Genomic DNA, 21,399 nt, shown 5'->3' on the forward strand with positions numbered 1-21,399 from the left:
TATTATAGCAACTAATTTTTAAAAATGCAATATGCCTTCGGGAAAAACTCACGATCGAATCACATGGTACAGTTTACCCTTAGTTATAATCCTTTTTGCCATCATTACCCGACAACTAGATTTAACCTTATTAGCTAGTATCGGTTTTATTTTTAGTGGGTTGATGTTTGGACCTGATTTAGATATTTATTCGGTACAATTTCAGCGTTGGGGAGTATTGCGCTTTATTTGGCTTCCCTATCAAAAAAAATTAAAACATCGATCGATCATCTCTCATGGTTTTATCATAGGTACGATCGTCAGAATTTTATATCTAAGTCTGATACTGTTTATTCTGGCTATTTTTTTTGTGGCTATTGCTCAATTAATTTTAGGTTTTTCTTGGCATTGGCAAAAATTTATAGTTTACGGTATAACTATCGTTAAAAATCAATATTGGCAAGAAGTGTTATCTTTATTTATCGGTTTAGAGTTAGGGGCAATGAGCCATTATTTAGCGGATAATATTGGTAGTTGGTGGAAGTCGAAAAATAAACCTACCAAAAATCGTCAAAAATCCGTGAGAAAAAATCCCAGAAGGGTTAAAACAAAAAAATAGAGCTTTTAACTGTTAACTAATAGTTTATTATAGTTGTTTATACCTACTCACGGGATAAAGGTTGACATTTTTTTTAAAATATGTTAGCTTTTAATGAAGTCGATAACCAAGACTGTTAAAACTATTTAATTTAAAGATTAAATTAAATAAAAATTAGTTATTATTCAAGATTAATCAATTAATTAGAATAATAAAAGTAGGGTGGGTTACACCCGAATCAACGCTTGTGGACAGTATCAAGCCGACTTGACTGGTAGAAGCAAGAAGTAAACGTCATAGGTAACTATGAGTAAGTTTTATATAACAGAAATCGATTAAATATTTATTGTCTTCCTGTTTTCTGTCTTTGGAATCTAATTAACAAGGAATTTCTTCCCAGTCGTAGCCACGGGTTAGACGAATTTGAGCTAAAGTGAAGATGACGGGTATAATTCTTGTATAGTTGACTGCGATCGTCCTCCACCCCAAATCAGCCAGGAAACAACCCCACAAAACAGGACCTAAAAAGGCAAAAATACCTTTAACAGCGGTATATCTAGCGGTACTAATTATCATACCTCGCTTTGCCATTTGTAAAGCAATTTGATGTTGTAATTGGGTTGCCGTAGCGATGCCTCCTTGAATAAGACTTGTTTTCGCTACTTGATAGGTTGCAAAATGTAGGGCGAATTGTTGGGCAATTTTTTGTAGTAGCCAAGGTTTTAAGATAGAACTCACGGCGACTAAACTTCCCCCTTGTAGTAAAATTTTTAGAGGATCATGTTGTAAGTTTAGCGGTAAAGGTTCGGGATTTGTACTGTCTGCTAAAGAAGAAATTACCTTATTTTTGAGGGATTTTTGCTCTGATGGCGGTAATTTGTGCCATGCTTTTTGGAGCAAATTTAAAAATATTTCACTTTCAATTTCGATCGTACTCATTTGTTGAGCATAAGAAATTTTGAGATAACGACATACTTGAATCAAAACATCTCGATAGCCAATCTTCTGAGTTTGTCCACGCAATACAGTTATACCATCAGCCGCTAAAAAACGGAAACGATTTTCTAAAGTATCTAACCAAGTATGCCAATCGTAGCTTTGCACATCTAAAGGTTCTGGAGTTTGTAAGTAATCTAACGGATTTAATCGACGAGAAAAAAGAATATTGGTGACTTGTTGCAATTCATCTTCGGTTGCTAATTCTAAAACGGTTCTTAATTCATCTACCATTTGTCTATCTCACACCATAAAACATACTTTTTCATTATATAGACTTTTGAAAATTCCGTAACGATAAAATGATCTCTTGCAAAATAAAATATTAGATAGGATGAACCAGAATAATCTGTACAAATGTACGGGGGAAGTTCAATTATCACTTTTCCCTTTTTCTTTTTTCCGACTGAGTTATTCAGCACCTCTCATTAAATTAATAATTGTTGTTTTATCTAACGTCTCCGGAGAAAGATTAATATATTCTTCTTCTTTATTAGATGGTATTCTATCCACAATTTTTGCTCCCGCCATAATTAAAATTTCACGAAAATCAATAGAATTAAACAATTTACTGGCTAGATATTGCTTTGTTTTTTGAGACTGTTTATTTTGACTAGAAGTAATAGAATTGCCGATACTTATATTTGCAAAATACACTCTATTTTCTTCATTAATATTAACAATTAAACCTAAAATATTTTGCTTTTTAGTAATAGTTACATTAGCAAAGGCAATAATTTTATTAACATCTACTATATAATTTCTGTTAAAATCATCTGGTTTTTCCTGTGCTACTAAAAATTTAGCTTCAACTTTTTCTCCTTCTATGAAATTATAATAATTTGCCATTAAAATTCTCGCTTCGTAATCAGCTTGTTTAAAATAAAAAAGCTCAACTGCACCATTCGGAGGCGGTGCATCCGTAACATCCCCTGAAAATAAAATCTCTTTTTCTTTTGCATAATAATTGGCATCCCAACCAATTTTTCCTAATTCTCCGATTACAGATAAGTCTAAATCAACTCTGTTTTTCTTCGTATTTGTCCAATGAATCCCGACAATCATATCTTCCGTAGTGGTAACATAAGTACCTGTGGGAAAATATCCTGTGAATTGTTTTTCTGTGGCGGGTAAAGCATAATGAACGTTATGGGGAATATAAATAGTTTTGCCCTCAACATTTTTTTTCACATCTTCCACAATAGAATTGACGACAATATCTAAGGCTTGTTGAGTTTTATCTTTAACCATATCCCACCATTCAAAATCAAATTCTGTTGCCCAACCTTTACCATTTCTCACTCGATAAACGATGGCATCTGTAATCTCTAAGCGGTATTTTAAGGCATAAGCGAGGCGAATTTTGCGAAAAATAGTTGCTTTTTTGATTTTTTGGGCTAAAGTTTCTAGGTTTAATTTTTCATATTTTATTTGACTGGTGATATTATTTAGATAGTCAACAGGAAGGGGTTTATGTAATTTTTTCGCTTTTTTTCTTAACTGATTAAAATATGTTTTATTTTGTGAAATGGATTTCATCGCTAAAAATAATGGTTTGAAGCGAAAGAAAATTGAGGCTAAATCATCGGGTGCGTTTTTGAGCAAAGTATCCAAAAATTTACCGTTAGATTGTTTGATTTTATCGATGAGATATTTATTTTTTATTAGCAAAGATTCATCAGTTAATTTACTGATCAAATGACGCAAAAATTCTACGGGTTCTGATGGTACAATGCCATAAAAGTCATAGAGTAAGGCTTTTAATTCTCGGTTGCCAATTTTTTCCACAAAGGAGGGATTATATTGATGACTTTTGATGATGTCCATTATATCATCGAGGGTTTCTTGTGCTAAGGCAATACCATTGGCTAAATTAATAATCTGCTCAAGAATTTCATCTGCCGTCATGGCTTTAATCACCACCAACGGAATATCATCGGTGATAGCAGGTAACTCTAATATTTCTTTGGGGATATAAACTGCGTCTTCTCGATAAATACCTAGTCTTTCAAAGCCATAGGTGGTAATGTAATGAATGATTTGTTGCGTAACCAGTAATTCTAAATCCGATTCTTGAATTATTTGCCAAGATTTATGAAAGGCGGAATTGGCTTTAATTCCTGAAATACCGACAACACTTTCAATTATTTCAAACAAGTTTTTATTAGGTTCGATCGTATCTTCAAGAATATAACCATTTTGAATTGTTCTCACCAATACTGACTCAGGTAAGTTTTTCTTTTCCTTATTCTTAACTTCGATCACGAAGTGGTGCAGCTCGATCGCATTAAATAATCTTAACGTTGCTTTATTCATCTTTCAATATCCTTGAATTATAAAGAGGGCGAGAGATAAAATTAGTTCTTAATACTAATGGCTTACGCCACTATAAGGAATCTCTTTTGCCCCCTTTTGTTGGGGAAGGCAGGAATCGAACCTGCAACCAGCGGGTTATGAGCCAAATTTAGGAACTTGCTTTGCATGATGCGGAAAGTAATGATTGGAAAAAAGCCAAAATTAAGGAACTTTCTGTGCATCATGCGGAAAGTAAAACGCTGCTCTACCATTGAGCTACTCCCCCTTTATTGTTCCCATTTTTAGTTTAACAATAAAACATGAAAAAGAAAAAGTAAAGATAATATAGTGGATATCTAATGTTGATTTAAGAATTGATAACCAATTAATTTATAGATTAATTTGGCCGCCGTAAATTCAGAAACAACGGAGTCTTTTGTTGGCGCTAATTCCATAATATCACAGCCAATAACTTCAAATTTAGCGAAAATTAATCGCATAAATGCTAATAATTGATACCAGTCTAAACCACCCGGTTCAGGTGTGCCAACTCCCGGCATTAAACTAGGATCAATTCCGTCTAAATCAATGGTAATAAATACTTTTTTCGTCTTAATATTTTCGATCGATCTTTCCATCCAATCCGAGTTATAGTATATATCCCTTGCCCACATAACGGGAATATTTTGTTCTCGAATTAAAGTAGCTTCTTCCTGACAAATAGCACGAATTCCTACGGGTAAAGTCGGTAATCCTAACTCTAAAACTCTACGCATCACACAAGCATGATTATGAATTGAGCCTTCAAACTCATGACGCATATCACCGTGAGCATCAATTTGCACCACTGTAAAAGGTTCATCTAAACTCTGTTGATAGGCTTGAACAACTCCTGTCGTGATAGCGTGTTCACCACCTAAGGCAATGACAAATTTTCCATCTTGAATAAATTGTTTTACCGTATCGGTAGTAACTTTCAACATTTCATCAGCAGTCAGCAAATTATTTAGCCTTGTATCCGCAATATAATTAGAGGTAAAAATGGCAGTTTTAAAACAAGTTTCTATGTCTAATTCTTCATCATAACATTCTAGTTGATCAGAAGCGCTTAAAATAGCATCTGGCCCATGTTCACAACCTTTTCGATAGGTGGTAGTAGCTTCATAAGGAATAGGTAAAATAACGACTTTTGATTCTTCGTAGGTGGACTGAATTTCTGACTCTAAAAATTGTTTCATAGTTGATGTTTATTTTCTAATTGTTATAATAATTTTCAGAACAAATAAAACTTATTAATCAAGAATAATTTAATAATTATTTACTCTTTATAATAACTAATTTTTGTGATTATATTATACCATATTGAGCATAGTTTATGAGGAAAAATTTAAAAAACTTACAATGAAATAAATTTCATCTCTAAGATAATTATATTAACAGAAGTTAAGTCAATTTCTCACACTAAACTGTTGAATTATATTTAATCTTAATTTTTACTAAAGAGTAAATAATCTAAATTAGACCTCTTGCAAAATAACAAGTAAAATCTATTGTATGATAGAAAACATATTTTTTTTCTTATTACTCATTACTAAACTTCTTGAAGAAGTCTATAGGAGAAAGTATTGTTTATTTCGATCAAACAAAATATAATAAAATGAGCAATAATTACTATCTCAAGTTTTTTATTCTATGGTTAATAAAAGGACGATCGAACATATTTTAATTTATGGTTTATTAATCCTCATAGCCTTATTAATGTTATTTCCTTTACTCTGGTTATTAAGTACTTCCTTTAAGTCTGCGGGAGAAGATATTTTTTCTTTTCCTCCTCAATTTATTCCGAAACAATTTACCTTAGAAAACTTTACTTTAGTTTGGCAAAATTATCCCTTTGGACGTTATTTATTAAACAGCACAATTACTGCAGTTTTAACGGTAGTCTTAAATTTACTATTTTGTTCTTTAGCGGCTTATCCCTTAGCAAGATTAGATTTTAAGGGAAAAAATTTCATATTTGCCTTAGTTATTGCCACAATTATGATCCCTTTTCAAATAGTAATGATTCCTCTCTATATTTTTGCTGTTCAAGTAGGTTTAAGAAATAATTATTTAGGCATTATTTTACCTCAAATTGCCTCTGCTTTTGGTATCTTTTTATTAAGACAAGCCTTTCAAGGTGTACCCAAAGAATTAGAAGAAGCCTCAAGAATCGATGGTTGCAGTGAATTAGGCATTTGGTGGCATATCATGTTACCTGCTGTGCGTCCTGCTACTATTACCTTAGCAATTTTCGTGTTTATCGGTTCATGGAGTGATTTTTTATGGCCTTTAATTATCCTCGATCGACCTGAATATTATACTCTACCATTAGGGGTAGCAGGATTAGCAAGTTCTCTGGATTTGAATTGGCGCTTTATCGCCGCAGGTTCGATTATCTCGATCGTCCCCGTTCTGCTATTATTTTTATTACTGCAAAAATATATTATTCCCAGCGCTGCCAGTAGTGGTGTCAAGGGATAATAAAGAATGGAGAATGGAGAATGGAGAATGGAGAATGAATAAAAAAAGTTCAATTTATTGAACGATATAATATTAACCGTGTAATTTATTACACGGTGGGTTATTGATTAACACCCTAAAAACTATTACCCATTACTTAATTATGTCTCAGTGGTCATACTTATTAAAAAATTCTGGCATTTGGAAGGGATCATTTACTCAGTTTTCTCCTGATGGAATCCTGATTAAAAACACCCCAACGGAACTCACTTTAGAAGGCTTAAACAACGATAAAACCATACGTTTAACCGTTAATCGCCTCGATAGCGGTGAGCCTCCTCATATTAACGAATTTACCGCCCTTAATCGTAATATTTTTCTTTTTGAAGAAGGTCACTTTGCGAAAGGTTCTCAACAACTTAGCCCTTTTGCCATTTTTGGTGCAGAATACGGCTTTTTAGAACTCGATCGACGTTTAAGAATGGTACAATTATTCGATAAAGAGGGTAATTTAGAACAAGTTACCTTGATTAGAGAATTTCGATCGCATGGTAACGGTAAAGAACGATCGAACCTTACTATAGAACAATTAGAGGGGGAATGGCAAGGAGAGGCTTTAACCTTGTATCCTGATTGGCGAAATACTCAACCTTATTCAACTAATTTAACCATAAAAAAAGAAGGTAATAGAATAATTCAACAGGTAAAAACTCCTGAGTTAAACTTAAATTATGAGGGAATAATTGAAGAAAATAAAATCACTTTTTCCCAAAATAATCAAGATATTAGAGTAATATTATTACCCGATGGAGCGTCTTCCACAACACCCTTAAAAATAAGTCATCGTCAACAATTTTTTGTGGAATGTGCTTGGTTAGTTGAACCTAATTTAAGACTCCGTTTAATTCGTCAATATGACAATACGGGGGCATGGGTTAACGTCACTTTAATTAAAGAAAAAAAGTTAACTAAATGTTAATAATATTAATGGGTAAAAAAAATTAAAATTTATTACTCATTATCAATAACTTTAAGGGAAGATTGCCAAATTTTCCACGCCCCCAAACACAAAGTAATATTGCCGATAACAGTAGTTAAGGCTTGAATTGTTACTAACCATTCCCAAGATTCTGCATTGTCGAATAAATGCCATGTACAAGCGCACATAGCACTAATTAAAGCTGGTAACATTCCATAGGCTAACCAATACCAACTACTATCTTTGGTAACTTCTCCATAGCGCCATACAAACCAAATTGCTGCAATCCATTCGATAACACTAGAAACATGAACTATCCATGTGGGAATTGATAAACTGTGCATAATATTTAACTTTTAAAATTTATTTTGCTGATTTTATTTATAGTTTAATCAATAATGTAAAAAGTGAGGATTTTTTTTCAAAAAACCTTTAATTTATGTCATTATTTGAACAGTGATAAAGCAATCTCAAAGGGTTGGGCATAAATCTGCTAAAGTGGTTATGATAAAAATTTCATAATTTGTTTAAATCTTAGTTATTAAAAATGAAAATTCAAGAAAATAAGATCAAAGTTTCCTCTTTAGAGTGGTTTTATCGGGAAGGTTTACCGTCAGAAAATAGTGATAAAACTCCCGTAGTTTTACTTCATGGTTTGATGTCTCAAAGTTTTTGTTGGCTTGAGATTATGCCTATTTTAGCAGAATATGGTTATCGATCGATCGCTCCTGATTGGTTAGGTTGGGGGTTATCAGACAAACCCGATAAACGAGATTTTGCCTATACTCCTTCCGCTTATGTAACGGCGTTTAAAGAGTTTATTGAGGAGTTAAATTTAGAAAAAATATCTTTAGTGGTGCAAGGTTTTTTAGCAACTGTTGGCATTCAATATGCTTTGCAATATCCCGATAAAATTGATAAATTAATTATCTTAAATACTCCTATTTATTCTACAGCAAAATTACCTTGGCAAATTGCTCAATGTGGTTTTCCCCTATTAGGTGATATGGTAACACAAGACCCGTTAATTGTCGATCGAACTTTAGAAAAAGGCTCAGGTTTTGTGATTTCTGACAATAATTTAGCCTTTTATCGTAAACCTATTGTTACCTCATCTTTAGCAGGTAGAACATTAGTAACAGTGGTAAAAAAATTAAACTTAAAACAAGTAATTACTGACATTGAATTAGGTTTAAAACAATGGGAAAAACCTTGTTTAATTATCTGGGGAAAAGATGATCCTTGGTTAGATTTTGAGCCTGTAGAAACCTTAGTTAAAAGTAATAAAAATCTTAAATTAATTACCCTAGAAGAAGCAAAACACTATCCTCAAGAACATTTTTCTAAGGAAATAGCACCGAAATTAATTAACTTTTTATAACTATTAAGTTAATCAGGTTTAATTAAATAATTTGTATAATTTCACGCAAAGGCGCAAAGTTTTATGATTCATAATTTTTTGAACTTGATTTAAAGGTACGGAAAAGGAATTTAAACTGTCTTAAAAAAAGACTATTTTACTTTGATTAACTTATTTATTCTTCCCCTGTAAGGGTTTAATATTATTCAAACTTTATTGAGTTTTAACCTTTATTGTTCGATTATTAGAGATGTTTATTCCAGTAAATTTAGTTAGTAAAATGACGGCGAAAACGATGATCAATCTTGGCTTTTTTCTCTTGATTACAGTCTTGACAAAGGGTTTGTAAATTACTTATATCATTACTTCCTCCTTTAGCTAAAGGGATAATATGATCAATATTCAAAGTCGTTTCTGTCAATTTTTTTCCGCAACTTTGACACTGATTTTTGTCCCTATTATATACATATTTTCTCACTTCGATCGGGATAGGAATACGAGGAGTTTTTTTCATTTTATCCATTAGTCACCCTTAGATTATTGCTCGATCGTGAAAGGTTGCTACTCGATCGAACTCTTTTAAAAATTGTTAATCTTATCTTAACTTAATACTGTTCCCATAAGAATTATAATTAATCCAGTATTGGTATATTAATAATTTTTAATTTATATTAGCTTAGAGTATTATTTATGAGTAATTTATCCTCCCCAGATTTGATAGACGAGGCAGTTTTAAGGACAGAAAATGTCGATGTGTATTATGGCTCTCACAAAGCCGTTGCTGGAGTAAATTTAGACATTCCTACTAATAAGGCGATCGCATTTATAGGTCCTTCGGGATGTGGCAAAAGTACTATTTTACGATGCTTTAATCGCATGAATGATTTAGTTGCTAGTGCCAAAATTCAAGGTAGAATTACTTTTAGAGGTAAAAATATTTATAATGCTAATGTTGATCCCGTGAAACTAAGAAGTAGCATTGGCATGGTATTTCAAAAACCCAATCCTTTCCCTAAATCTATCTATGAAAATATTGCATGGGGTGCGAGAATTAACGGTTATAAAGGTAATATGGATGATTTAGTAGAACAATCTCTACGGAAATCAGCTTTATGGGATGAAGTTAAAGACAAGTTACGTCAAAGCGGTTTAGCTTTGTCTGGAGGACAACAACAGCGCTTATGTATTGCAAGAACGATCGCTATTCAACCTGATGTTATCTTAATGGATGAACCTTGTTCTGCATTAGACCCTATTTCCACTCTTAAAGTAGAAGAATCTATCCATGAACTAAAAAGAAATTATACCATTATTATTGTTACCCATAATATGCAACAAGCCTCAAGGGTATCAGATTATACTGCTTTTTTCAATGCCAAAAGTATCGATGGCGGTAGTGGAAAACTAGGCTATCTGGTAGAGTACGATCGAACTGAGAATATATTTCAAAATCCTGTCGAACAAGCTACCCAAGAATACGTTAGTGGGCGTTTTGGCTAAAAGAGTTAACAATTAACAATTGACTATGAGAAAATCGATAAAACCATAAATTTTTACTGACAATCATCACTGGGGTTTGTTTTCACTTCTACGGTGGCAAAACCACTATTTTTCATTAACTCCGTGATGAGTATAACGGCTTTTTCATTAGCTTGATCTAATATTTTCTGTTGACAAGCAGTCTCTCTTATCTTTATTAAGGTTTCCTGTTGTGCTTTTATCTGTAATTCTGGAGCAACATCAGGACCTAAATTCAGAAAACCTCGATCGTAATTATAGACTTGAGATTGATTTACGTCTATTTTTTCATCTAAAATTTTGACGGGGGGTAAGGTGATGGTGATTTTATTTTTGTCAATGACAACATCATCAACGGTTATGGCGCTTAAATCTAATCCTGCTTTAACCTCTCCTCTGGCTACATAGAGTAAATTAGTTTCTCCTACTACCCAATTACCAATTTTACGACTTGAGGATGTAGGTACGATCGAATCCATGACAAATACGCTAGTAGTTAATTCACTCACCATTTGTACTTGTTTAACAATAACATGAGGATTGGTGACATTAGGAGAGGTAACTTCATGACGAAAAAGATTACTCACTCCTTGAATAAAATTATCTGTAGTTTTCCAGATACCAAATAAACCCAGAAGAATAGCTAAAGTAAAACCACTACCACTTAAAAACATTGTAGTTTTAAATAGACGAGGATTAATCATAAAAGTTTTAAAAGTATTCATCAATGATTTTAGGTTTAAAATAATAATGTAAGCATCAATTATATACGAACTATGGGAATAATTTGATATTAATGAAAGTAGGGAATGGAGAATGGGCAATAGGCAATAGTTTTTTTTGCAACATTAAATTATCATCTTTACCAGTATAACTATCTTGGATTTAAATCGTGAAAATTTCTAATGTAGATTAATCAGGGGTAGTTTTTTCAAAAAATAATAGTATAGAATAAGAATTAATCAGTATTTTACTATTGATATATTCAAAAAATTGACCTTAATGTAACAAACTTAGCTGAAAAAAATACTCTCATCAATCTTAATTTTAATCAACATAAAATTGTCGCTCTTCTACAGTAGTTATGATAAATTAGTCATATATAATGACCAGTATTTTATCATTATTTTTTAAAGATTTTTTTAGAACAAATAACTATCAGATATAAAAAATAAACCTAAGTTAATAATTTTAATTTTAAATATGACCAAAAATAATAACCAAAATAAACGAGATATTTTAATCGTTGATGATTTAGCAGATAATTTGAGAGTCTTATCTCAAATTTTAGTAGAAAAAAATTATCAAGTAAGAAAAGCAATTAACGGAAAAACTGCTATTAGGGCGACACAAGTCTCGCCTCCTGATTTGATTCTTTTAGATATAAAAATGCCTGAAATGAATGGTTATGAGGTTTGTCAAATCTTAAAATCTAATAAAATAACGGCAGAAATTCCGATCATTTTTATTAGTGCTTTAGATGATACTTTAGATAAAATAAAAGCCTTTGAAGTAGGGGGAGTTGACTATATAACAAAACCTTTTCATGTGGAAGAAGTCGTAGCAAGAATTGAAACTCAATTAATTATTCAGAGACAAAAAAAACAATTACAACAAGAGATTAAACAAAGAAAATATGCAGAGGAAATTTTACATCAATCAAGGGCAGTTTTATCTAGTGTTTTAAATAGTTCTCTTGATGGTATTTTAGCAATACAAGCTATCAGAAATATCTCCACAGGAGAGATAATAGATTTTCGTTGTTTGATTGTTAATCCTGTTATTGCTAAAGTTTTTGGAAAAAATAAAGCTGATTTAGTTGGTAAAACTGGCATCCGCAAAATTATTAATCAAATTGATCAAAATTTGTTTGATTCTATTATTCAAGTAGTGGAAACAGGAAAACCTTTAGCCACAGATTTATTTTATCAATATGATTCTTTGAAATATTGGTTTCACTTTATTGCGGTAAAATTAGGTGATGGTTGTGCTATTACCGTAAAAAATATTACCAGTCGAAAAGAAACAGAATTAGAGTTAAAAAAAATTAATTTAGATTTAGAAACTTTTTCTCGTAGTGTTGTCCATGATTTAAGAAATTATATTAATAATATTAATTTTGCTGGTACTTTATTAGCCGAAGAAATTCAATTAAATGGCTCTGATAATGAAAAAGAATTAATTGACATTGTTAATGTTTCTTGTGAGCGAACTATGGCTATTTTACAAGGGATAAATCAGTTGTCACAATTAAACTCTGAGCCGATTCAACCTATTCCTTTTAATCTTTCTAAATTAATCACAGAAATTTTAAATTATCTTCAGAGTAATCAGCCGAGAATTAATCTTATCACTACTATTCAAGATAATATTACCGTTATGGGCGATCGAAAATTAATCAATGTTGCCATCGAAAATTTAATAAAAAATGCGTGGAAATATACTCAAGAAAATGAACAAACTATTATCGAATTTGGGGAAATTAAATTCACAGAAAAATTATGGACTGAAAAAATAAAATTGGGGGATTTTTCTAGTTTTCAATTTAAAAATAAAAACATCTATTTTATTAAAGATAATGGTATCGGTTTTAATCCGGAATTGATAGATCAATTATTCGTTCCTTTCAAGAAGTTACACAAAAGTTCTTCCTATGAAGGAACTGGTATTGGTTTATCTATTGTACAAAGAATAATTGAACTTCATCATGGAGTTATTTGGGCAGAATCAGAATTAAATCAAGGGGCAACTTTTTATTTTATTCTTGGTATAGAATAATTAGAGAGAAGAAGATTGCTTCCTTGTCTCCATTGGGACATTATAATTATAAGGTTCGATCGAACTTCCTTTCACCTATAATTAATGACTATGGATTTAAAAGCACTTATTCGAGATATACCCGATTTTCCGCAACCCGGTATCATTTTTCGTGACATAACAACTTTACTGCGCAATCCTCAAGGTTTAAAGTATGTCATCGATAGTTTATCAGTACAAACAGAAAAATTAGATATATTACCAGACTATATCATCGGCATTGAGTCCAGAGGATTTATTTTTGCTCCCGCTTTAGCCTATCATCTTGATGCTGGTTTTGTGCCTGTGCGCAAAAAAGGCAAATTACCCGCCAAAGTTCACTCGATCGAGTATGATTTAGAATATGGTACTGATATATTGGAAATTCATCAAGACGCTTTAACTCCTGATGCCAAAGTCATGATAGTTGATGACGTTATCGCTACGGGAGGCACGGCAAAAGCTACCGCCGACTTATTAACTCGCATTGGTTGTAATATTGTCGCCTGTGGTTTTATTGTGGAATTAGAAGGTTTACAAGGTAGAAAAAAATTACCAGATATACCGATGATTAGCTTAGTTAAGTATAGTTAATAGTTATAGGGTATTGGGGTGTTGGGGTATTGGGGAAACTTTTTAATTCTTAATTTTTAATCATGAATATTAGTAACGTAAAATCATTACCCATTGGGGGAATTGAAGACAATAAATTTGATTATCAAGAGGTTTGGTATCCTCTTTTTTTTATAGAAGATTTAGATAAAAACAAACCTAATTCTTTTACTTTATTAGAAGAAAAATTAGTTATTTGGTGGGATAAAAGTCAAGAAAAATGGTGCGTATTTGCAGATAAATGTCCCCATAGATTAGCACCCCTTAGCGAAGGTAGAATTAATGAAGATGGTTTACTTGAATGTCCTTATCATGGGTGGACTTTTTCTCATGATGGAAACTGTCAATTAATCCCTCAACAAGTAATAGGAAATAATGCCGAAAAATCTCCCCGTAGTTGTGTTAAATCCTATCCTTGTACGGTAAAACATGGGTTATTATTTGCCTATGCAGGAAATCCTAATAATGCTTTTTTAACTCCTTTACCTGTTATCGAACCTTTAGCAGAAAATGAAGATAATTGGGTGATATTAAATACTTTTAGGGATATTCCCTATGATGCTTTAACTTTGTTAGAAAATGTGTTAGACTCTAGCCATATTCCCTACACTCATCATGGTTCAGTGGGAAATCGATCGAACGTTTCACCTGTAGAATTAGAGGTTATTAGTGCCGATAAACAGGGTTTTAAAGGGGTATGGCAAGAAGGACCAAGAAAGGGTAAATTAGGTACACAATACACAACTTTTGTCGCTCCAAATTTAATGTGGCACGACTTGACATCAAAACAATTTGGGAGGACAATGACGGTAGTTTATGCCACGCCTATTAGTAAGGGAAAATGTCGCTTATTTGCCTTATTTCCTTTTCAATTTTCTTCTAAAATACCGCAATTTTTTATTAAAATAACTCCTCGTTGGTATTCCCATATTAATCAAAATGCTATCCTTGAAGATGACCAAATTTTTTTACATTATCAAGAGAGATTTTTAGCAGAATTAGGAGGTAGTAAAAAGTTTGCCCAAGCCTATTATTTACCCACCAAAGCCGATTTATTTGTTAGTGAATTAAGAAAATGGGTTAATAAATATACTGATGAGTTATTCCCTAATCAATCTTTTCCTGATACTCCTAATCATGATATTTTATTAGAAAGATATTATTCCCATACCGAAAAATGTGGCAGTTGTCGTCAAGCCTTAAAAACTATCAAAAATATTCGTTTGACTTTGTTGATTTTTACTGCTAGTTTATGGTCAATAACTCCTTTAATTTCTCTCTATATTAATAGTTTACCTTCTTTGGTTTCGATCGTATCTTCTTCCGTAAGTATCCTTAATTTATTGCTTTATTTATACTTAGGTAAACTAGAGAAAAAATTTTATGAAGGACAGTCGATCGCACCAAGAAATATATAAAATAAGGGAAAATGTAGTGATGACAAAGCGGTAGAATTTAAGCAACTTTTTCTTTTAAAATACTAGGGATTGGTAAAGTTTCTCCCGATAGTTGATAATCCTCAATTAATAATTCTAAAACTTCGATTCCATTTTTAAGGGCTTCCTCATAAGTATCACCATGGGTGCGCCATTGTTGCCCTTTAAAATCAGGAAAACCAACTAAGTAACAATTATCAATATCAGACCATTTAATTACCATTTTATACTTTAAATTATCCATTTTTTTCTCTCCTTTTTACTTCTTTTATTAGACTTTTTCAAAAAAGATTTTTAATTTGTTCGTAGTAAGGGTTTTAACCCTTCTTTTCTCAATTTATGGAGATGTCTATTTTGTTGGGTTTCGTATCCTCAACCCAACCTACAATATATCTAATTGTAAGTAATTATCAGAACTTGATATTACTCATTACTCATTCCTCAGAAATTATACAATAGTGATTATTCGATAATGTCCATTGCTGATAAATGTTAATTGCTATTCGCATCGATAATTTTGCTTTAGTTGATCACTTAGAGTTAGAATTTGGTATTGGTTTAAATGTCCTCACGGGAGAAACGGGGGCTGGAAAATCGATTATTCTTGATGCCATTGATGTGGTATTAGGAGGAAAAGCTAATCAACGAATGATTCGCACTGGTGCAAAAAAAGCTATTGTAGAAGCTAGTTTTCAAACCAATGCGGATTTAGAAAAATGGTTGGAATCTCAAGAGGTTGAGTCTTTTCAAGATGGTACGATCGTATGTAGTCGAGAGTTAACTATTGGTAAAGATAATTTTCGCTCTCGCTGTCGAGTCAACGGGGTTGTAGTGAATAAACAAATTATAACTCTTTTGCGCGATCGACTTTTGGAAGTGACAGCGCAAGGGGAAACAGGGCAATTACTTTCTGCTAGTAGTCAACGAGATTTGTTAGACGACTATGGCGGTAAAGAATTAATTACTCAACGAAACCTTGTCAGTCGCTCATTTATCGACACTCAACAAGCCTTAGAAATTTTAGAACATTGTAGGGAATCTGAACAACAAAGGTTACAAAGGTTAGACTTGATTCAACATCAAATCAAGGAATTGAGTACAATTCATTTACAATCAGCCGATGAATTAGAGCATTTGGAGATTGAGAGCGATCGACTTACCCATGTGGTAGAATTACAACAATTAAGCTATCAAGCCTATCAATTACTCTATCAGAGTGAATCAGATGAAAATCCTGCCGTAACGGATATTTTAGCCAAAGTTGAGCCCATTGTGCGAGATATGGCGAATTATGACAAAGAATTAACCCCCATTTTGGAAATTATCCAAGAAGCCTTAAATCAAGTAGTGGAGGCAGGGCAACAAATCTATAGTTATGGGGCAGGGTTAGAAGCCGATCCAGAAAGATTAGAGGAGGTAGAAGAACGTGTTAGACTCTTAAAGCGGATTTGTCGTAAATATGGACCAAAATTAGGGGATGTCATCGAATACTATGATAGTTTGAAGAAAGAGTTAATCGAGTTAACCGATAATAGCAAATCGATCGACGAACTAGAACAAGAGTACCTAGCACATCACACAAAATTAATCAAATTGTGTACTAAATTAAGCCAATTAAGGCAAACTGCCTCTCAAAAATTAGAAACCCAGCTTACCCAAGAATTAAAACCCCTAGGTATGGCAAAAGTACAGTTTCAATGTCGAGTTACCCCCGTTAATCCCCATAGTATGGGAGCAGATCATGTAGAATACTATTTTAGTCCAAATCCGGGGGAAGATTTACAACCCTTAGCTATGACGGCATCGGGGGGGGAAATGAGTCGTTTTCTTTTGGCGCTCAAGTCTTGTTTTACGGAGTCTCAAACTAATGGTAAAACTCTGATTTTTGATGAAATTGATGCAGGAGTTTCGGGGAAGGTAGCTCAATCGATCGCCCAAAAGTTACACAAATTAAGTTCTCAGCATCAAGTGTTGTGTGTCACCCATCAACCCCTTGTAGCGGCTATGGCAGATGATCATTTTCGGGTGGAAAAACATTTGACTCAATCATCACAAACCCAAGAGGTAAGAACGATCGTGCAAGTCACACATTTAGAACATCAAGAACACCGTAGAGATGAGTTAGCAGAATTGACGGGAGGGCATTCGGCGGAGGAAGCCATCGCTTTTGCTGATTCTATCCTAGAAACGGCTCGTCAACTCAAAAAACGATCGTCCGATTAAACTACAATTAGGTAAAGATAAGTTTTTCTGTTATATAAAACTTACTCATAGTTACCTATGACGTTTACTTCTTGCTTCTACCAGTCAAGTCGGCTTGATACTGTCCACAAGCGTTGATTCGGGTGTAACCCACCCTACTTTTATTATTCTAATTAATTGATTAATCTTGAATAATAACTAATTTTTATTTAATTTAATCTTTAAATTAAATAGTTTTAACAGTCTTGGTTATCGACTTCATTAAAAGCTAACATATTTTAAAAAAATGTCAACCTTTATCCCGTGAGTAGGTATAAAGAACTATAATAAACTATTAGTTAACAGTTAAAAGCTCTTGAGGTGTAATGATGAGCATAGTTGACATGATTAAATCTTTTCAGAGTTTATCTCCAGATGAGCAAGATTCTTTGTTAGAAATTCTCCGCAATCATCGGGCAAAAATGAGGGAAGCTGAAATTTTAGCTAATGTCCGTGAATTGAAAGAGGCGATCGCGCTGGGTACTGCTAAAGTTGGTACAGTGGAGGATTTGATCGCAGATTTAAATGAGGTTGAAGATGAAGATATTATGGAGTAAAGGTTTTAAGCGTTCTTATCAGAAAGTCATTCAAAAAAATCCCCAGTTAAAATCAAGAATTGCGGATGTAATTAAAATATTGGCAAACGATCCTTTTACTCCTTCGATTAAATCTCATAAATTAACTGGAAATTTGTCAGGACTTTGGTCTTGTTCTGTCGCTTATGACTGTAGAATTATTTTTAGTTTTTCTGAAGACGGGAAGTTATTAGAAATGATGATTTTGTTAATTGATATTGGCAGTCACGATGATGTTTATCGATGAAAAGCATTATCACCATAATTAGACTTGTCCATCAATTTACATAGTAAGGGTTAAAACCCTGACTACGAACTAATAAAATATCTTTTTTGAGGAAGTCTATTATTCACGATTCATTGTACAATGGACTTAAACAACAAAAATGTTGTTTAACTATAAAACAAATTTACTATTATTAAAAAATATGAGCGCTTCTGTTAAAACTTTAGTTAATCAGCCTTATAAATACGGATTTATTACAGATATTGAGTCGGATACTATTCCTAAAGGTTTAAGTGAAGATGTGGTGAGATTGATTTCTCTCAAGAAAAATGAGCCTGAATTTATGTTAGAATTTCGTCTCAAGGCTTATCGTCAATGGTTGACAATGACTGAACCAGAATGGGCTCATGTGGGTTATCCTAGTATTAATTATCAAGATATTATTTATTACAGCGCGCCTAAACAACAAAAGAAAAAATTGGATAGTCTTGATGAAGTTGATCCCACTTTATTAGAAGCCTTTGAAAAGTTAGGTATCCCATTATCTGAGCAAAAGCGCCTAGGAAATGTCGCCGTTGATGCTATTTTTGATAGTGTCTCGATCGCAACCACTTTTAAGGATAAACTAGCTAAAGATGGTGTTATTTTCTGCTCTATTTCCGAAGCATTGCAAGAGCATCCTGATTTAATTCAAAAATATTTAGGTAGTGTTGTACCTTCAGCAGACAACTATTTTGCGGCGCTTAATGGTGCAGTTTTTAGTGATGGTTCATTTGTATTTATTCCGAAAGGGGTAAAATGTCCTATGGAATTATCGACTTATTTTCGTATCAATAACGGTGATACGGGGCAGTTTGAACGTACTTTAATTGTAGCTGAAGAAGGGGCTTCCGTAAGTTATTTAGAAGGTTGTACTGCACCCATGTATGATAGTAACCAACTTCATGCGGCGGTGGTGGAATTGGTGGCTTTGGATAACGCTGATATTAAATATTCCACAGTACAAAATTGGTATGCAGGAGATGAAAAAGGTAAAGGTGGTATTTATAATTTTGTGACTAAGCGCGGTTTATGTAAAGGAGTTAACTCAAAAATTTCTTGGACTCAAGTGGAGACTGGTTCTGCGATAACATGGAAATATCCTAGCTGTGTTTTAGTGGGTGATAATTCTGTGGGAGAATTTTATTCGATCGCCTTGACAAATAATATGCAACAGGCGGACACTGGAACTAAGATGGTACATATTGGCAAAAATACCCGCAGTACAATTATTTCTAAGGGAATATCCGCAGGAAACTCGAAAAATAGCTATCGTGGCTTAGTGAAAATGGGTAATAAAGCCACTGGTGCAAGAAATTACTCTCAATGTGATTCCATGTTAATTGGTGACAATGCCGAAGCCAACACTTTCCCTTATATTCAAGTGGATAATAGTCGTGCTAAAGTCGAACATGAGGCTTCTACTTCTAAGATTGGCGAAGATCAACTGTTCTATTTTGCTCAACGGGGCATTTCCGAAGAAGATGCGGTGTCAATGTTGGTAAGTGGTTTTTGTAAAGATGTGTTAAACGAGTTACCCATGGAATTTGCGGCGGAAGCTGATAAACTTCTCAGTCTCAAGTTAGAAGGTAGTGTGGGTTAGGTAATTATGAATAGTTGATGGTTGTTAATCCCACGCCGATTTTTGTGGTATTCTTTTATCGAAAAATACGAACGTGGGGTTATGTTTAACAACTATAATAAAAAAGATGAGTGAGATAAAACCGATGACGAAAGAAGAAGCGGATATTCTTCGTGAAATATACAAAGATGATGATGATATAGATTGTTCGGATATACCAGAAATAACCGATGCTATGTTAGCAGAAGCTCAATTTCTGCAAGTTGGTGAATTTATCCCTAAAATGCCATTATTGGTTAAACACTAAGGTGGTTTCCTAGGAAAATACTAACAATGATAAATATTTATTCGATCGATCATGTCATAAATGATTTAAGTTTGCTATATGTTACTAACACTAACATTAGCATCTAATCGACAACTTTGAGAAATTTTGCCATCGGCACAAGGGATAATCCTTGAATTAAGATAGATGTAATTACAAGAAAAAATACTAGGTTAAATATCTCTTTGCCGTTTTCGATACCGTTAATCACTGGCATTAATGATAAAATAATTGGTACTGCACCTCTTAACCCTACCCACGAAATAAATAGTTTTTGCCTATTGTTATATTTTTTGATGGGTGATAAACATAAAAATACACTGAGAGGACGAGCTACGAAAATCAAGAAAAGTGCGATCGAAACTGAGACACCCACGACAGGGGAAAATTGGGAAGGAAGCACTAATAAGCCTAGGGTTAAGAACATAATAATTTGCATGAGCCATGATAAACTATCGTGGAAACTGACGATTAAATCTTTGTTTTTCACCACTTCTTCCCTAAAAATTATTCCAGCAATATAAACGTCTAAAAAGGCATTGCCATTAAAAGAGGCGGTGATGCCAAAACTTAATAACAGTAAGCCAACACTGCAAACGGGATATAATCCGGGGGAATTTAATCTAATACGGTTGATGACTTTGACAATAACAAAACCTGTGATACAACCAAATAAAATCCCTAAAATAATTTGAATCACTAAATTTGTTACGAATTGCACAGGAGAAAAATCTCCCATAGTGATAATGCCAATTATCGATGTAGTTAAAAGTATCGCTACAGGATCATTACTGCCAGATTCCAACTCTAACAAGGGTTGTATATTGTTTTTGAGTTTAATTTGACTGGATTTTAAGATAGAAAAGACAGCCGCCGCATCCGTGGAAGAAATAATTGCGCCTAGTAATAATCCATCAATCCAAGTAATACCCATAGTGCCAAGAGAAAAGCTAGTATAACTCCCCAAAATCAACCATGCAAAAGTGCCGACTAATAATGTCGTTATCACTACTCCCACGGTAGAAAGGATTAAGCCTTCTTTTAAGAGGGGTTTTATTTTTTTCCATTCTGTGTCTAAACCACCAGCAAACAGAATTAAGGTTAAAGCGGTATCCGCTAAGTATCGGGCAATGATATAATCATCAAATTTGATGCCTCCGATGCCTTCACTTCCTGCCAAAATACCAATCAATAAAAATAACAATAATGCAGGAATCCCAAATTTGTTCGAGATTTTACTGGCAAAAACACTGGATAATAATAAAATACCGACAATGATAAAAATTTGTTCGATCGATAATGTCATAAATTAGTTAAGTTTGCGATATATAATAGTTATA

21 protein-coding genes are annotated in these 21,399 nt (G+C 33.2%); 13 read left to right on the forward strand and 8 right to left on the reverse strand.

Annotated elements, in window-relative coordinates; genetic code table 11:
- The first annotated feature begins 31 nt into the window (after positions 1 to 31).
- Positions 32 to 598 carry a metal-binding protein gene (locus SYN6308_RS12205; RefSeq protein WP_017294727.1) on the forward strand — a complete coding sequence of 189 codons (567 nt, stop codon included), beginning with the start codon at positions 32 to 34 and terminating at the stop codon, positions 596 to 598.
- Between the two features lie 357 nt (positions 599 to 955).
- Here the strand turns inward: SYN6308_RS12205 and SYN6308_RS12210 are convergent, their stop codons facing one another.
- The 3 genes from SYN6308_RS12210 to speB form a co-directional block, all read right to left on the reverse strand.
- Positions 956 to 1,807, reverse strand: a complete 852-nt coding sequence (locus SYN6308_RS12210) for a YaaW family protein (RefSeq protein ID WP_017294728.1) — start codon at positions 1,805 to 1,807, stop codon at positions 956 to 958.
- A gap of 177 nt (positions 1,808 to 1,984) precedes the next feature.
- Entirely contained in the window at positions 1,985 to 3,889 is a 1,905-nt protein-coding gene (locus SYN6308_RS12220; protein ID WP_017294730.1) for a hypothetical protein, read from the reverse strand.
- Positions 3,890 to 4,224: 335 nt separating this feature from the next.
- On the reverse strand, positions 4,225 to 5,106 hold the full coding sequence (gene speB, locus SYN6308_RS12225) for an agmatinase (protein ID WP_017294731.1): 882 nt from the start codon (positions 5,104 to 5,106) through the stop codon (positions 4,225 to 4,227).
- Between the two features lie 454 nt (positions 5,107 to 5,560).
- On the opposite strand from speB, the gene SYN6308_RS12230 reads away from it, so the two are divergent.
- Positions 5,561 to 6,391: a carbohydrate ABC transporter permease gene (locus SYN6308_RS12230; protein ID WP_017294732.1), complete on the forward strand. Its 831-nt coding sequence runs from the start codon at positions 5,561 to 5,563 to the stop codon at positions 6,389 to 6,391.
- 142 nt (positions 6,392 to 6,533) lie between these two features.
- Positions 6,534 to 7,349: a DUF3598 family protein gene (locus SYN6308_RS12235; protein WP_017294733.1), complete on the forward strand. Its 816-nt coding sequence runs from the start codon at positions 6,534 to 6,536 to the stop codon at positions 7,347 to 7,349.
- Positions 7,350 to 7,381: 32 nt separating this feature from the next.
- Here SYN6308_RS12235 and SYN6308_RS12240 read toward each other — a convergent pair whose 3' ends face one another.
- Positions 7,382 to 7,693, reverse strand: coding sequence for a DUF2499 domain-containing protein (locus SYN6308_RS12240; RefSeq protein ID WP_017294734.1), 312 nt, complete (start codon positions 7,691 to 7,693; stop codon positions 7,382 to 7,384).
- Positions 7,694 to 7,896: 203 nt separating this feature from the next.
- Here SYN6308_RS12240 and SYN6308_RS12245 point away from each other — a divergent pair, with 203 nt between their 5' ends.
- Positions 7,897 to 8,730: an alpha/beta fold hydrolase gene (locus SYN6308_RS12245; protein WP_017294735.1), complete on the forward strand. Its 834-nt coding sequence runs from the start codon at positions 7,897 to 7,899 to the stop codon at positions 8,728 to 8,730.
- A gap of 247 nt (positions 8,731 to 8,977) precedes the next feature.
- Here the strand turns inward: SYN6308_RS12245 and SYN6308_RS12250 are convergent, their stop codons facing one another.
- Complete coding sequence (locus SYN6308_RS12250; RefSeq protein ID WP_026102047.1) at positions 8,978 to 9,223, reverse strand: HNH endonuclease; 246 nt, start codon at positions 9,221 to 9,223, stop codon at positions 8,978 to 8,980.
- 176 nt (positions 9,224 to 9,399) lie between these two features.
- Here SYN6308_RS12250 and pstB point away from each other — a divergent pair, with 176 nt between their 5' ends.
- Complete coding sequence (pstB, locus tag SYN6308_RS12255; protein WP_017294737.1) at positions 9,400 to 10,209, forward strand: phosphate ABC transporter ATP-binding protein PstB; 810 nt, start codon at positions 9,400 to 9,402, stop codon at positions 10,207 to 10,209.
- Between the two features lie 53 nt (positions 10,210 to 10,262).
- Here pstB and SYN6308_RS12260 read toward each other — a convergent pair whose 3' ends face one another.
- Positions 10,263 to 10,952, reverse strand: a complete 690-nt coding sequence (locus tag SYN6308_RS12260) for a DUF4230 domain-containing protein (RefSeq protein WP_017294738.1) — start codon at positions 10,950 to 10,952, stop codon at positions 10,263 to 10,265.
- A 478-nt stretch (positions 10,953 to 11,430) separates the two neighbouring features.
- On the opposite strand from SYN6308_RS12260, the gene SYN6308_RS23415 reads away from it, so the two are divergent.
- The 3 genes from SYN6308_RS23415 to SYN6308_RS12275 all read left to right on the forward strand — a co-directional run bounded on the left by SYN6308_RS23415 (position 11,431) and on the right by SYN6308_RS12275 (position 15,053).
- Positions 11,431 to 13,005: a sensor histidine kinase gene (locus SYN6308_RS23415; RefSeq protein WP_017294739.1), complete on the forward strand. Its 1,575-nt coding sequence runs from the start codon at positions 11,431 to 11,433 to the stop codon at positions 13,003 to 13,005.
- Positions 13,006 to 13,095: 90 nt separating this feature from the next.
- On the forward strand, positions 13,096 to 13,617 hold the full coding sequence (locus SYN6308_RS12270; RefSeq protein WP_017294740.1) for an adenine phosphoribosyltransferase: 522 nt from the start codon (positions 13,096 to 13,098) through the stop codon (positions 13,615 to 13,617).
- 62 nt (positions 13,618 to 13,679) lie between these two features.
- Positions 13,680 to 15,053, forward strand: coding sequence for an aromatic ring-hydroxylating dioxygenase subunit alpha (locus SYN6308_RS12275; protein WP_017294741.1), 1,374 nt, complete (start codon positions 13,680 to 13,682; stop codon positions 15,051 to 15,053).
- A gap of 37 nt (positions 15,054 to 15,090) precedes the next feature.
- On the opposite strand, the gene SYN6308_RS12280 is transcribed toward SYN6308_RS12275, so the two are convergent.
- Positions 15,091 to 15,315, reverse strand: coding sequence for a type II toxin-antitoxin system HicB family antitoxin (locus tag SYN6308_RS12280; protein WP_017294742.1), 225 nt, complete (start codon positions 15,313 to 15,315; stop codon positions 15,091 to 15,093).
- Positions 15,316 to 15,560: 245 nt separating this feature from the next.
- Between SYN6308_RS12280 and recN the strand changes: the two genes are divergently transcribed.
- The 5 genes from recN to SYN6308_RS12305 all read left to right on the forward strand — a co-directional run bounded on the left by recN (position 15,561) and on the right by SYN6308_RS12305 (position 20,041).
- Entirely contained in the window at positions 15,561 to 17,294 is a 1,734-nt protein-coding gene (recN, locus tag SYN6308_RS12285) for a DNA repair protein RecN (protein ID WP_017294743.1), read from the forward strand.
- 362 nt (positions 17,295 to 17,656) lie between these two features.
- Complete coding sequence (locus SYN6308_RS12290) at positions 17,657 to 17,869, forward strand: hypothetical protein (RefSeq protein ID WP_017294744.1); 213 nt, start codon at positions 17,657 to 17,659, stop codon at positions 17,867 to 17,869.
- On the forward strand, positions 17,850 to 18,134 hold the full coding sequence (locus SYN6308_RS12295; protein ID WP_017294745.1) for a type II toxin-antitoxin system RelE/ParE family toxin: 285 nt from the start codon (positions 17,850 to 17,852) through the stop codon (positions 18,132 to 18,134). The genes SYN6308_RS12290 and SYN6308_RS12295 overlap by 20 nt, the downstream gene beginning before the upstream one ends.
- 181 nt (positions 18,135 to 18,315) lie before the next feature.
- Positions 18,316 to 19,755, forward strand: coding sequence for a Fe-S cluster assembly protein SufB (gene sufB / locus SYN6308_RS12300; protein WP_026102049.1), 1,440 nt, complete (start codon positions 18,316 to 18,318; stop codon positions 19,753 to 19,755).
- A gap of 106 nt (positions 19,756 to 19,861) precedes the next feature.
- Complete coding sequence (locus SYN6308_RS12305) at positions 19,862 to 20,041, forward strand: hypothetical protein (protein ID WP_017294747.1); 180 nt, start codon at positions 19,862 to 19,864, stop codon at positions 20,039 to 20,041.
- A 103-nt stretch (positions 20,042 to 20,144) separates the two neighbouring features.
- Here SYN6308_RS12305 and SYN6308_RS12310 read toward each other — a convergent pair whose 3' ends face one another.
- Positions 20,145 to 21,365, reverse strand: coding sequence for a potassium/proton antiporter (locus SYN6308_RS12310; RefSeq protein WP_017294748.1), 1,221 nt, complete (start codon positions 21,363 to 21,365; stop codon positions 20,145 to 20,147).
- Positions 21,366 to 21,399: the final 34 nt, after the last annotated feature.

The organism is Geminocystis herdmanii PCC 6308 (genome assembly GCF_000332235.1).
In the GTDB taxonomy this organism is placed as follows: Bacteria; Cyanobacteriota; Cyanobacteriia; order Cyanobacteriales; family Cyanobacteriaceae; genus Geminocystis; species Geminocystis herdmanii.

Excerpts from the sequence above, each read along its gene's own strand:
- sufB (WP_026102049.1), top strand. The coding sequence starts at position 18,316 with ATGAGCGCTTCTGTTAAAACTTTAGTTAATCAGCCTTATAAATACGGA.
- SYN6308_RS12205 (WP_017294727.1), top strand. The coding sequence starts at position 32 with ATGCCTTCGGGAAAAACTCACGATCGAATCACATGGTACAGTTTACCC.
- SYN6308_RS12210 (WP_017294728.1), bottom strand. The coding sequence starts at position 1,807 with ATGGTAGATGAATTAAGAACCGTTTTAGAATTAGCAACCGAAGATGAA.
- SYN6308_RS12290 (WP_017294744.1), top strand. The coding sequence starts at position 17,657 with ATGATTAAATCTTTTCAGAGTTTATCTCCAGATGAGCAAGATTCTTTG.
- SYN6308_RS12235 (WP_017294733.1), top strand. The coding sequence starts at position 6,534 with ATGTCTCAGTGGTCATACTTATTAAAAAATTCTGGCATTTGGAAGGGA.
- SYN6308_RS12245 (WP_017294735.1), top strand. The coding sequence starts at position 7,897 with ATGAAAATTCAAGAAAATAAGATCAAAGTTTCCTCTTTAGAGTGGTTT.
- recN (WP_017294743.1), top strand. The coding sequence starts at position 15,561 with ATGTTAATTGCTATTCGCATCGATAATTTTGCTTTAGTTGATCACTTA.
- SYN6308_RS23415 (WP_017294739.1), top strand. The coding sequence starts at position 11,431 with ATGACCAAAAATAATAACCAAAATAAACGAGATATTTTAATCGTTGAT.
- SYN6308_RS12280 (WP_017294742.1), bottom strand. The coding sequence starts at position 15,315 with ATGGATAATTTAAAGTATAAAATGGTAATTAAATGGTCTGATATTGAT.
- speB (WP_017294731.1), bottom strand. The coding sequence starts at position 5,106 with ATGAAACAATTTTTAGAGTCAGAAATTCAGTCCACCTACGAAGAATCA.
- SYN6308_RS12275 (WP_017294741.1), top strand. The coding sequence starts at position 13,680 with ATGAATATTAGTAACGTAAAATCATTACCCATTGGGGGAATTGAAGAC.
- SYN6308_RS12250 (WP_026102047.1), bottom strand. The coding sequence starts at position 9,223 with ATGAAAAAAACTCCTCGTATTCCTATCCCGATCGAAGTGAGAAAATAT.
- SYN6308_RS12260 (WP_017294738.1), bottom strand. The coding sequence starts at position 10,952 with ATGAATACTTTTAAAACTTTTATGATTAATCCTCGTCTATTTAAAACT.
- SYN6308_RS12310 (WP_017294748.1), bottom strand. The coding sequence starts at position 21,365 with ATGACATTATCGATCGAACAAATTTTTATCATTGTCGGTATTTTATTA.
- SYN6308_RS12295 (WP_017294745.1), top strand. The coding sequence starts at position 17,850 with ATGAAGATATTATGGAGTAAAGGTTTTAAGCGTTCTTATCAGAAAGTC.
- SYN6308_RS12230 (WP_017294732.1), top strand. The coding sequence starts at position 5,561 with ATGGTTAATAAAAGGACGATCGAACATATTTTAATTTATGGTTTATTA.
- SYN6308_RS12270 (WP_017294740.1), top strand. The coding sequence starts at position 13,096 with ATGGATTTAAAAGCACTTATTCGAGATATACCCGATTTTCCGCAACCC.
- pstB (WP_017294737.1), top strand. The coding sequence starts at position 9,400 with ATGAGTAATTTATCCTCCCCAGATTTGATAGACGAGGCAGTTTTAAGG.
- SYN6308_RS12305 (WP_017294747.1), top strand. The coding sequence starts at position 19,862 with ATGAGTGAGATAAAACCGATGACGAAAGAAGAAGCGGATATTCTTCGT.
- SYN6308_RS12240 (WP_017294734.1), bottom strand. The coding sequence starts at position 7,693 with ATGCACAGTTTATCAATTCCCACATGGATAGTTCATGTTTCTAGTGTT.
- SYN6308_RS12220 (WP_017294730.1), bottom strand. The coding sequence starts at position 3,889 with ATGAATAAAGCAACGTTAAGATTATTTAATGCGATCGAGCTGCACCAC.